The sequence below is a fragment of the Pseudanabaena sp. FACHB-1998 genome, from assembly GCF_014696355.1.
Lineage (GTDB): Bacteria > Cyanobacteriota > Cyanobacteriia > Pseudanabaenales > Pseudanabaenaceae > Pseudanabaena.
This window is the reverse complement of sequence record NZ_JACJQA010000031.1, coordinates 32,393-44,901: the sequence shown is the minus strand read 5'-3', so window position 1 is coordinate 44,901 and position 12,509 is coordinate 32,393. Positions and strand designations below refer to the sequence as shown.

Genomic DNA, 12,509 nt, shown 5'->3' with positions numbered 1-12,509 from the left:
GCGTAACCCTAATCGATATCGCTGGATGAATGTGACAAAGCAAGAAATTGTTTCTCATTTATACGCCCTGATTGATATAGTGTCTCATTTATTTCCGAGATTTTTAACACCGCGTGGGGTGAATATCCACTTTTGGCAATGCGATCGCGTACTCCCGCCTCATGATCGATGAATACCACGATGTCACGCACCTTTAAGCCACAGCTTTCAATTTTTTGCGCCCCTTCGATCGCACTTTTGCCAGAAATCAAAATATCATCGACCACCACAATCGTTTCGCCAGTTTCGTAATTGCCTTCAATTAAGCGTCTCGCGCCATAGGCTTTGACCTCTTTGCGCGGAAAAATTAGTGGGAAATTAAGTCTCAGGGCTAAGCCCGAAGCCGTGGGCAAAGAGCCGTAGGGAATCCCTGCAATGCGATCGAATTTTAAATTTTGTAAAATTTCGGCGTAAGTATTAATTACCGCATCAAATACTTGGGGGTTAGAGATAATTCGCCGCAAATCAATGTAATAGGGAAAAACCTGTCCAGAGGCTTGCACTGTCTCCTCAAAGGTGATGCAACCAATGTCAAATAATTGCAAAATCAAATTCGCATGGGGATGTCCCTGCTGATCGAGGAGGCAAACATTTGGCATCCATAGATCGCAGCTAGGACGATCTTTTGCGGTAGTAGCGATCGCTTGGTTAACTTCATCCCGTAGCGATCGCACTAATTGGGCAGGCTCACCGAGCGCCAGAGCATCCTGATTCACAGGCAATATCAAGCCGCCACTAGTGGCATCCAGTCCCGCCTCCAGAATTGCGCCCAAATTCTCAATCTTTTGACCACTGGCTAAACTATTCGCCCAAATACTCCGAGCTAAGATTAAACGCTCAGGGGCAAGCGATCGCACCTTTGCTAGAGCCGCAGGATTGGCGGCTCCGACCTCTAGGGCTAAATTCTCCGTCCCCGCCCAAGCTTGGCAATTCTGCACAACATTGAGATATAAAGGCTGCTCTCGATTGGGATATTCCTGAAAGCCTTGAGCTGTGGCGTTAGACGAATAGCAGCTAACAAAAATGGCTTTTTCGGGATACATCAAAAAACGTGCCGCCAAATCTTGCCCAATATAAGGACTCAGGGTAATCGCATCTACGCCCCATTGCTCAAAGGCAGTTCTTGCCATCACCGTACTGCTATTGAGATCGGCGTGCTTCGCGTCCAAAATGATCGGAATCTCGGGCGGAATCGCCGCCAAGGTCTTCGCTAATAGCTCCAAGCCTCCAGCCCCTAAGGCCGTATAAAACCCTAAGGTCGGTTTGTAGGCACAGACCAGATCCGCCGTGGACTGAATGATAAAGTTCATCCATTCCCAGAGATAAGCGACGGCGCGATCGTGATACACATCGGAGTTAATCTCCGCATCATATTTCACTTTATATTTAGCAGGCATCACTTCGGGGTTAGGATCTAGTCCCAAACAGAGGATGCTCTGATTTGTGGCGATCGCTGTCCTGAGTTTCGAGGCAAAGCTCATAATTTAGCGCCAATTTTAAAGCAGTGAATAAAGCTGCAACAAATATACTGCTTAGATCTTCATTAATAACTTGAAGCCAGAAATATTTTAAAAGTGCGGCGAAGCCGCACTTTTAAAATATTTCTGAGGGTTCATTAATCGCGAGTTGTCATATTTTCTCCAAATTGATGTAAAATCTCACTCGTTCTCGTTACGCAAATTATCAGAGTATTTATTCCTAGCTTTCTACAAGTGATCTACAAGTGATTAGAAGCGATGCTTTTAGTCAACCTAAGCAATTCTGTAATGCTTGTAGCTTGCCCTTAACCCTCCTCTAGCGCAACGTTCCAATGCAAAACCCTTCCTCTCGCCTTCTCTCATTAGTTTGTGATTTAAAGCAAGGACAAAAGCCTCGCCTTAAATCGCAGCCGCTAAATACGCGCTCACTATTACTCGCCTTCACAGGCTTGGTAAGCAGTTTAGCGATCGCCGCACCAATTGCTCAGGCAAATCGCCTCGAAACCTTTGTGTATGATTTAGCCGATAGCAAAATTGAGTTCTCTCTCAAAAATGATATTGAGCCGAAGGGAGTAGTGATTAATAATCCCCCTCGTATTGTGATTGATTTACCTGGAATTGTTTATCAGGGACCAACGGTGCGCCGCAGGGTGGGAAAAGGTGTGCAGTCGGTCAGAGTAGGACAGGTCGATGCCAATACAACCCGAATGGTGGTGGAATTTTCGCCTGAAGTGACCATTAATCCTCAAGACTTAAAGCTTAAGTCCAAGCAGCCCGGTCGTTGGTCGATGCAACTCCCTCAGAATATTGCCGCGATCGATCTGGGTAGTATTTCTAATTTCACAATTCCGATTACAGGCGCAATTATTAGTTCGGGCTTTGGATGGCGCATCCATCCTGTGACGGGAGAGCGGAAATTACATAAAGGTGTGGATTTTGCGGCTCCTACGGGTACGCCAATTTTTGCAGCAGCCGAGGGAGTCGTGACCGATGCAGGTTGGACGAATGGCGGCTATGGCAATATTGTGGAACTGCGACATAATGACGGCTCTTTAACTCTCTATGCCCATACCAATAAGGTCTATGTATCGAAGGGGCAAGTGGTAAATAAGGGACAAGCGATCGCGGAAGTTGGCACGACAGGACGCAGTACGGGACCTCATCTCCATTTTGAAATTCAACCCGATGGCAAAACTGCCGTCGATCCGATGGATTATTTGCAACTGCGCCAAGTAACCCTCGATCTCGCTTCTAATAGTTTTAAAGACTAAGCAAAAAGCTCCCAAAGGGAGCCTTTCATAATAAAAAATTGAGAACGTTGCAAAGCAACGTTCTCAATTTTTTTATAGCCAATTACCGACGAGGATAAATGATGACCAGTAGAAAGGATGACTTAGATCAATGTCACTCGAACCTGAAGGCAAAGGAATGTTTGGGAAACCTTGAATACCCGTAATTTGACTATTGCGGACATTAACTTTACCCAATAACAGATTAATTTGGGCAGTTTGCATTGCTTGAGCTTTATTCACTGCATCAGGGAAAGCATTATAAAAACTAATCATTAACGGAGCAGTTCCAGTATCTGAGACTTCCCAGAGCGAAGCCAAAACACTTCTTGCGCCAGATTCTACGGCGAGTCCGCTAATCCCTAAGTTGTTGCCAACCGCAGTCTGACAAGCACTTAAAGTAAGCATATCGATCACAGGGCTGTCAAATCGCAACTTAGGAATTTGACTTAACTGTAAGCGACTATCCCAAAACTGAATAAAGGAATCTTTATTCGTATCACTGACAAATTTTGCATGGGTTCCTAAGTGCAAAATATTATAGATACCTTGCTGTCTTTGGTTCTGAAGATTATTGACGGTAAATTCCTTGTTGAGGAAGAAAGCACCTTTTAAGACCTCTGCGGATATAGTTTTAATTTCTATATCCACCGATGGTAAAGCGCTAAAGCCTTCCACTGATTCCGTAAGTCCCATCGCTAATACACGGGTTGCCTTGCGATCGCGCTCTTCGACACGAGTAACCCGCATTGAGGGGATGTTGGCGATCGCATAGCGTTCTATCAAAAATTGCTTACCATCGTGTAAAGACGCAGGAGGTGAAACTCGTAAGCCTCCATCCATCACAAACACCAAGGTATTGACCTTCATCGCCTTCAATTCTTTATCGATGGGACGAATAATCCAATCATAGAGTTTTTGAGATTGTTCTAAATAGTCATTAGAACCCACATCTCTCAAATTGTTTCGATAATCATTTACTACGGTTTCCACGATCTCTTGATTGGCGGCAAGGGTAAAGCGCCGGAAGGGAACACCTTTTTCTTTAGGTGGAATAACCAAAATTTCAATGCGATTATTCAGTAAGACAGGGTAAATCAAAGCCGCAACATCTCCTGTTTGTTGAGCCACAGTCGAAAGTAAATCTTGGGTCTTCTCAATGGTGATACCCGAATTGCCAACAGCGTTCCCCGTAAATATCTCTAGCTCAGAGGCATAAGCTCTTTCTATGGCATCAAAGGCTTTGTCTAGTCTGCCTTCAGTTAAATAGCGATCGGCTTCTTTTTTGGCAATATCGCGAATTCCCAATAGTTTCTCTTCAATGGGATCTGTGACAAGGACTTTTTCAGGGACTTTCGGAGGTTCAAAGGTGGGATCGGACGGAATTCTAATCGTAATAATGGGTGCAAATCCTCCAGGAGAAATAGAGATACCTCCCTCGGTGAATGTACTTCCCAACAACACGGGAATCGTAGTTCCTAAGTTTAGGGTTGATAGCCCTGCGTTTAAGATGCCCCTAGAACCATTTACCGTAGCATCACCCACCACAAAAGAATTTAAACCTCCTGTTTGCAGTGAGATGCTACCGCCTAAGCCGCCTACAGTACAAATACTAGAGCCAATACAAGAGGAGGTGATGCTACTTAAAATTGTATCCGTAATTTTGAGGTTGCCCCCTGTACTAACCAAAGTGACGTTGCCGCCTTGGGTGAGGCTAGAGGCATCAATAGAGGAAACAACTACATCACCACTAGGATCAAGGGTGACATTCCCAGCTTTATCCCTTCCCGAAGCATTAAGCCGACCTGCATTAATCGCCGTACTTGCGTTATAGAAAATCTCGCCGCCTGTGCTGCCCGATGTATTAACATCCCCTGTACTAATGCTGCCATTGCTGCTAGTAAGCCGCACATTACCACCCAGAGCAGCGATCGCACTGGCGTTAATGTTACCCGTAGTGAGATTTTGCAGGGCGGTGATGGTGACGTTGCCCGCATTACCTGTAGTTGGCGCAGTGTTTATGTTACCGATATTAATTGCGCCTTGGCTGCTAAGGGTGATGGAGCTATCACGGTCATTGATCACATTGCCGAGGGAAATATTACCAGTGACATTGATATTGATATTATCTTTATCAAAAGATGATTCTGAGAAGCTGGAATAGGGTGTGAGGGTAGTACTAGGGGCGATCGCGAAGCTGCTTAGAGGTGTAATATCACCCACCTGTGATAGAGAGATCTGATTACCATTTGCATCTAAATTTAGAGCAAATCCACCATTGATATTCCTAAAGAAACGCATGGAATTACTGCTAACAATGGTCGTATCGCCAACGAGATTAACTGGTCTATTGAAAAAGACTGAGTTAGCCGTAATGTTGCCCGCGATCGCATTGTTGCCAGTACCACTATCAAAAAATTCACCTGCAACATTAATCTTGGAAGTGGGGCTAATCCTAAAAGTACCACTACTATCAATATCGAGCGAGAAACCCAAAAAGCTGCTGTCAGTAGTCGTAAAGTTGCGAGCGATCGTAATATTGCCGCCCCTTAAACTGGCTGCGGTCGCCACTACATCTTGATCAATTATCACATCTCGCCCAGTCAGTTCCAATTTACCTGTTAGCGAGGTCTGTGATAAATTGATGGTGCTATTTTCTAGAGTTAAAACCAAGTCGCGGAAGTTAGTAGGCAAGTTCGTAATCGAAGAATTTTCGGCAATGTTATTTAGATCCAAATCGCGCATAGTCAAGCTCTGACTACCCGCAAAGCTCACGCCTCCCTTAAGAAGATTGCCACGTCTGAGAATAATATCAGTATCTGGATTATTAATTAAGAACTTGGTAGTGCCATTGACCGTAAGGCTACCCGTACTCTGACCTAAAGTCAGAGGATTTGTGAAGGTCAGATCCCCGCCAACGTTGGTATTGCCTAGTTGAATGTTACTAGCGGCAAGGCTTAGGTTGCCATTAACATTAAAGTTCAAGGTGAAGTTGGGAACCGCAATAATGGAACTAGCGGGGGAAGCAGCAGTGCCAATTTCTAAGCTCGTGCCATTGGCAAAGGCTTGATTAGTGCCAATATTGACATCATTATTATTTACCGCGATCGCTACGAGGTTAGCTTTTAGAAATGGAATGGCAGTATCCGAAATAACAAAATTTCCTGATGCACTAGATCCGATCGCGATTGTCGGATTAGGAATCGAAGGAATCAGAGTCAGCTTGTCAGCAGTAATATCTCCGCCAATATTGAGACTTGCCGCCCGAATAGAAATATTTTTGCCTGTTCCATTGACTGTACCAAGATTACTGAAAGTACCAACACTGTCACTATTAGAATCAGCGTCGAAAGTAATATCTGTAATCCCTGTCCCGACAATCACATTGTCATTAAAGGTTTGATTACCCAAGGTTGTGATATTGCCATTAACTTCCGTTGAGCCTCCCGCGTTGGTCGTTAAACTCGCCGCACTAACTGTATTACTAAATCTGGTGAGTCCAGTGCTATTAGCAATCAGATTTCCTAACGGAACTGCATTGGAACCAACCGCGCCACTAAAGGTGAGATTACCCGTGCCCGCATCAATTGTGAGGTTATTTACTCCTGCCGTTGTACCGCTAAGGGTATTCGCAAAGCTCACTCCTCCGTTAGCTCCTCCTGTGGTCGCGGTAATTGTTAAATTAGGGCTATTTAGAATGACTGGGAAGGCAAAGTTAAGATTAGGAACTGTTCCATTAACACTAGAAACATTAATACTAGAACCATTGATGGTGATGTTACCATTACCAAAGGCGATCGCTCCAGCATTACCAGTGATCTTGGATGCAGTATTGAGACTACCAACAGTTAATCCCGTAACTGAGCTAAAAATAATATTGCCACCATTCCCATCAGCACTGGTGTCAATAGTCCCTGAGGAAGTATCGATCGCGCCTGAAGTACTTGTCAGGGAAGTGGCATTACCCGATGCGATAATATTGCCTGCGGTGATATTTTGATTGGCGAGGAAGGTGACATCGCCCGTAATATTGCGGAAGTTAAATCCTGAAGTATTAATTGCGCCCGTGCTAAGAGGCGATCGCAAAGTTAAGGAACTAGCGAAAGTAGCATTTCCAGCTAAAGAAATAAGCCCACTGCTATCGGTACGACCAATAAAGATTTGAGAGAATCCATTTTGTAAGTCGTTTACCAATGCGTTACTAACTTCGAGATTGCCATCGTTAGCGTTGGCGATCCCACCGATTACAATATTGCGGGTAGCAGTAACAGGCTCAATAAATAACAAACCTGTGCCACTGATATTACTTAAACCATTGCTATCGATTTCATCAGCACTAAATCTCAGTAAACCGCTTGTATTGGTGGGCTTAATATTGGCATTGCTCAATAAGATTCCAAAGCTATTAACGGGAGCAAATCCTGTAAAAGTGACAGAGCCAGTGCCAAGTGCATCTACATTTCCCGAACTTACAAAAATACCGTGATTACCAATACCAGTACCTCTGCCCGTTCCCGTTAACAAGAGATTACCAAGGCTACCTAACCGAATTGTAGAAGTTCCTAAATCAACGCGTATACCTTGGTTATTATTTGTTCCCAGACCACCAGTGCCAGTAATGGTCAAATTAGCATTATTATTAGCTGCAAAAATCGTGACATTGCCGCCTAAAAGTACGCCTTGATTGTTATCTCCTGTAGCTGCATTGCTCGTACCTATGATCGTAATCGATCCATCCGCAGTACGGATCAAACTTGAATTCAAAGTGGAATTGCTACTAATGCTCACCCCGACACTAGCTGCGCCCGTGCCACTATTGCCAGTTAAAGTAATATTCCCTGTCCCGATCGCATCTAGAATAGCGCGACTAATTACGATGCCAGAGCTAGTATTGCCATTTGAATTGCTATTGCCAGACAAATCCAGATTACCAGAGCCTGTAGTGCGGATAAGGGCATCATTGGTTATCAAAATACCATTATTAGCGCTAGTCGTACCGTTGCCAGTACCTGTAATGGTGATGTTGCCATTAGCCGCTTCCACCACCGTCCCAGTATTCCGAATTTCCACGCCATGATTATTGGAGTTACCATTACCGCCTAAACCTGTAATGGCGATATTGCCATTACCATTAGCTCTGACAGTGATATTGCCATCCAACAGTACACCCTTATTGTTGTTGAAGAATGTACTGCGACTATCTCCAGTTAGCGAGATTGAACCACTTGTAGTAATAATTTGTCCTGTTACCCCAGCAGTACTGCCGAGACTAATTCCAAAGTTATCAAGAGAACCTGTTCCTCCAGTTCCTGTTAAGGTAATATTGCCAGTACCAATTGCTGCCAAAGTCGCCCCAATCACCAAAATTCCTCTGCCTCTGGAGTTTGTGTCAGTACTTCGTCCTGAGAGATTGAGATTACCTGTTCCTGTGGTTTGGATGATCGCGCTATTGGTAATTCTGATCCCGTCGGTATTGCTACTATTTCCACCAGTAGCTCCAGTTAATGTGATGTTGCCATTGGAAGCCTGAATGATAGAACCAGAACCGAAAATTTCAATTCCCTTATTATCAGAAATACCAGTTCCACTGAAACCTGTGATTACAACATTGCCAGTGCCATTAGTTAGAATTTGACCACCATTACTAATCTGAACACCAATGTTATTTCCACTAAGATTAGAGAAGTTACCACCATTCAGAGTGATATTACCTCCTGCTGCATCGATTGTGCCATTAACGGTGATATTAAAATTAGCAAAGGGAGCAAATATAGTGGGTATAGTAAGAGGGTTTGCTCCACTACCCAAGACAATATCTCCGCCACTACTATTGATTAAACTACCTGAAGCTATGGAAATGTTACCTCTATTAGTAATATTAGTATTAGCATCGCGATCAGAATTTAGAACAACATTTAAAGCTCCGCCTGACGAAGTGATTTGAGCATTATTGGCAATCGAGATTGTAGTTCCAGATTCTACGGTAAGACTTCCCGTAGCAGTAATATTGTTGTTAATTGTGACGTTGCCAGCACCAAGGGGCGATCGCACAATCGTCGGCTGCGCGAAACTTGTATTTCCAATAAAAGTAATTGCGCCAGTTCCTAATAGATTACCAATGGTTAGGGAACTAAAAGTACCCCCAGCAAAAGCAACAAGATCCGTAGTTGTCAGGTCGAGAATGCCATTTGTATTAATAGCTCCTCCGATCGCAATGGGTTGACTAACCGTAACTGGCTTGAGTGTGAGATTGCCAGTACCTGAAGCAATCCCATTAAAATCAAGTTCATCGCCAACTAATGACACATTGCCATTAACAGTAAAGTTGCGGAGTGTAATTCCATTTGCGCCTGTCGCAACTAAATCAGCATTGATGATAGTATTGCCCAAATTTGAGGTAATGCTATTGGCGAAAACAGTACTAGCAAAACTTGTGGTTCCAGTGGAAGCGATCGTTAAATCGCCAAGGGATTGACCGTTAGAGGCGATCGCATTGCTAAATGTGACATTACCCGAATTAGTATTAATAGATAAAGCCGAAGTGACAGGACTAGTAATAGTATTGGCAAAAGTAACAGAACCATTGGTTGTGCCAGTAGTATCAATCGTGAGACTTGAGCCAGCAGCACTATTATCAATTACAACTGGGCGAGAGAAGGTAAGGTTACTGGAACTGCCATTAAAAGCACTTAAATTAACTGTATTTCCTGTAATGACAATATTAGAATTTGCGCCAGCAGTTACCGATAAAGTACCTGCGTTACCTGAAGCATTGCCTCTGTTAGCACGAATATTACCAAAAGAGATTTGACCAGCACTAACTAAAGTAATGTTGCCAGCATTATTAGGAAATGCTGAAGTTGTGCCAGAATCTAGACCTTGTAAATTTAATAAGCCATTATTAGCGGTAATGCTAATGTTGCCGCCGCCTATATCCGTACTAAAAGAGCTAATAACTGTATTAGCTGAGGAAATGATATTTCCTAAACTACTACTAATCGTAATATCTTTACCATCAGTAAGTAAATCACCAAGATTGTTAATGCCTTGATTTGCGACTAAATTAAAGGCTGATTGGGAAGTATTAATTGCGAAGCCACCACCATTAAAGGTGTTTCCCGTTCGTATAGAAATCGGCGCAAAGTTGGGCGTACCTATAAAAAGATTATTATTTAAAGCGATCGCATTATTACTAGAACTATTCCCAATTATGACTTGATTGAAAGTGTTTGTACTTCCTAATAGCCCCGTGAAAGAACTATCTAAAAATACATTGGTCGCATTTCCTGAAACATTGATAGTACTTCCATCAATGACTAGAGCAGCATTATTGCTGAATGCTTGCAAAGTGATATTACCCGTACCAACTATACCCGTATTAGGAAATGAGCTTTTATCGCTTGTAAATGTCAGATTTCCTGAACCGCTACTAATGGTTAAATTGCCACCTGCTGGCGATTGAATATTTATACCAAGACTGACGGGATTCGCGACATTACCAGTGAAGTTAATATTGCCATTAGTTTGAACTGTGGTTGAATTGCCAGTGAAAACTTGAGAGAATAGAATTCCATTACCACCCAAAGCTCCTATGCTATTGCCAGAGAGATTAATCGTTCCATTAGTAGAGGTAATTGCTACAGATCCAGTTCCTGATACAAACAATCCATTGCCATTGGTGGCGCTAGTAGTACCATTGATCGTAATTGTGCCAGAGCTACTAGAGATTTGATTATTAAAGCCAGCAAGACTGATGCCATTAGCTGAAGTACTATTACCAATGAGATTAATGTTACCTGTGCTAGATGTGAGATTCCCATTGACAGATAATTGTCCTGCGCCAATAATTTGGACATCGATCGCGCCGCCATTAGTTGTAATTGGGGCGTTAATACTAATATTTCCTGCCCCCGTCGCAAAAGCAGGATCATTAGCAATTAAACGGACATTACCACCATTGGTCGTAATAGCGGAATTTACAGTGATGCTATTACCAGCTTGAGCAGTAATCCCGATCGCAAGGTTCCCAATATTGATGGGATTACTAAAGGAAATATCATTAGTTGCTTGAAGCACCACATTTGAAGTGGCACTATCAATTAAGCTGCTACTAATAGTGACACTACCGGGAGTATTAGTGAATGCGGATGCATCGTTTAACGTAGCACTACCGCTAAAGGCAACTGTGATATTTGTGGGATCGAGTAATAGCGTCCCTGTTGTACCGTTGAGTGCGCGAGTGTCAGTATTGCCGCGATAGTCGAGATTTTCTTTTCCTGATACTTCGACAAAGCCGCCATTCCCTGAGAGGTCTCCACCTCTTGCAGCGATCGCCCCGTAAAACTGCGTCGAGCGATCGCTCCAAATAATTACCTTACCGCCATCACCCGTTAATAAGCCATTCGCGAAAATATTGGAACTAGCATCTATATAGGTTTGCAAAGCATTGGGCGCAATCCCCTTGCCTTGCAAGTTGCCACCAATGAGAACTGTCCCGCCCCCAGTGACTCCCGAAGCATTAATTTGAGCATTAACTAAGCCGACTTGATCGCCAAATATGCCAACATTCCCGCCCTTAGAGATATTCGAAGAAACATTAATTGTGCCAGAGGCGATCGCCATGCCATCTTTAACGACGATATCTGAGACTGCTGGGCTAGCCACTAGGGCAATACTACCATCGGGCTTTACCACTACTTGATTAGCCTGTGCGGCTTTACCTGTCAGGAGTTCCGCTAATTTTGGCAAAGCGCTAATAGTTCCATTCCAAGTTGTCGGCACTGCATTTTTAGTTACCGCTAAGCCAAGTACTAAATCAGGCGATCGCAGTTCTACTTGGGAGTTACCCGCAACTGCGGCAACATTCACATTACCCGCAGGAGCCGATAAATTTCCTGTATTAATGATCGTGCCAGCAGTTAGGGAAATATTTTTGCCAGCATCGACCGATAGATTACCTTGATTGATGATCGCCGCAGGTTGGGCTACTGCAAACTGGATACTTTTAGGATCGCCACTAGGAAAGCTAAGGGAGTTTTTATCGACATTAAATTTTTGATTTTGATCAAAGCTTAAACTAGTTCCTGTATTTGCATAAAAGGAACCTCCGATATCTAACCGTGAATTGACCCCAAAGACAATTCCGTTAGGATTTAATAGGTAAAGATTTGCATTAGGAAAAGCTTGGCGGCTCTCGATTGTACCGAGAATATTAGAGGGGGTATCGCCCGTTACCCGATTAATAATATTGTTGACTTTTGCCCCATCAACAGAGGAAGTACCTGTATTAAAGATTACACCCGAATTTGGAACATTAAACTTATCGAAACTGTTATATAAGTTGCCTCCATTGGCAGTCCCTTGCCCTGTCGGCGCAATAACATTCCCTTTTACTTCCGTTGCCGTCGAACCGTCAGTTGTAATCTGCGCCTGTGTCGCTAGCGAGGGCATTACTAGCGTAGAGGTGAGAGCAACGATAGAAAATACACCAAATCGCCGAGCTTTTAGCAAAAGACCAGCCATTAGAGAATTGCTCGCGCTACGGTTCGATAGAAACATACTATATGATTCCCCGATTCGGAATTTTGTGTCTTTGTAGTGCCAATAGTATAGCAATCTCCAATCATTTCCGAATGTTGCGAGAAGCATTTTAAAGCAGCTACCATGCAAATTAAGACAAAAAGCGTAATCCAAGAAGTAAGTG

The 12,509-nt window shown here is 43.5% G+C and carries 3 protein-coding genes; 1 reads left to right on the top strand and 2 read right to left on the bottom strand.

Features of this window, described 5'->3' with window-relative positions:
* Positions 1-8: 8 nt before the first annotated feature.
* The gene (locus H6F42_RS13450; protein WP_190399882.1) at positions 9-1,520 is read right to left on the bottom strand and encodes a bifunctional orotidine-5'-phosphate decarboxylase/orotate phosphoribosyltransferase; all 1,512 of its coding nucleotides are present in this window, start codon (positions 1,518-1,520) and stop codon (positions 9-11) included.
* A 329-nt stretch (positions 1,521-1,849) separates the two neighbouring features.
* Between H6F42_RS13450 and H6F42_RS13445 the strand changes: the two genes are divergently transcribed.
* Positions 1,850-2,788 carry a M23 family metallopeptidase gene (locus H6F42_RS13445; RefSeq protein WP_190399881.1) on the top strand — a complete coding sequence of 313 codons (939 nt, stop codon included), beginning with the start codon at positions 1,850-1,852 and terminating at the stop codon, positions 2,786-2,788.
* A 72-nt stretch (positions 2,789-2,860) separates the two neighbouring features.
* Here the strand turns inward: H6F42_RS13445 and H6F42_RS13440 are convergent, their stop codons facing one another.
* Entirely contained in the window at positions 2,861-12,328 is a 9,468-nt protein-coding gene (locus H6F42_RS13440; RefSeq protein WP_190399880.1) for a CHAT domain-containing protein, read from the bottom strand.
* Positions 12,329-12,509: the final 181 nt, after the last annotated feature.